At 40.2% G+C, this 809-nt stretch carries 1 protein-coding gene; it reads right to left on the reverse strand.

The genetic code is table 11. The features are described from left to right. On the reverse strand, positions 1-809 hold an 809-nt coding region (locus EHO65_RS01565; protein WP_135772479.1), incomplete at both ends, for a TIGR04388 family protein.

Consider the following 809-nt stretch of genomic DNA (forward strand, 5'->3'; position numbering starts at 1 on the left):
TCGTTATTTAAGAAATTCATCATCTGATTGGATGCATATAACAAAGTTGCATCCATGTTTTGGACTTTGCAAGAATGACCGCTTGCACAGACCACACAAGAGGTATCTCCCGCACTACAGGTGGTAGCAAAATAAGTTCCGGTAAGAGAACTGCTACTTGTATTCACAACAGCGCTATAACAAGTAGAAGTATAAGTGCAAGTCCCTGTGGTGAAACTGCTCATATTGGAATCATACCAGCCCTTAACGCAAGTATCTCCGTTTAAGCAGCCAATATTATAATTGAGCATTGTCCCGCTTGTAGAATCAAAGATAGCAGGCATAGTATAACCAGTCTGCAAAGCATTCGTTACATTATTGATCGCAGTTTGGAAAGCCTTACCGTCCGCATTCAAACCAGTACGGATAGAAATGTTTTCCTCTTCTTCTCCGTCGCAGATATGACCGGTCGTACAACTTGCTTCTAAATATTTCTTATCCGTTGTATCGTAAAGAACACTTACACAAGATTGGCCGAGAGGACAAGCACCCTGGCTGAAAAATTGTCCAGTTGCCTTATCGTATTCATACGTATTACAAACATGGCCCGAGCCACAGGTCGCGGTCAGATATGAATTCGTATTATTATCATAAAGGACATTGATGGAGTTCCAAAATAAATCGTTATTATTCAGATACGTTTGATAACCGTCCAGGCTAGATTGGATCTGATCTTTTACATTTGCTTCTGTTTGTTGCACCATAGCTAAGTAAGTTTGGTATTGGCTCTCTGTTTGGTTGATCTGGTTTAGAATATTCTGATAACTTTG

The organism is Leptospira andrefontaineae, assembly GCF_004770105.1.
GTDB classification, from domain to species: domain Bacteria; phylum Spirochaetota; class Leptospiria; order Leptospirales; family Leptospiraceae; genus Leptospira_B; species Leptospira_B andrefontaineae.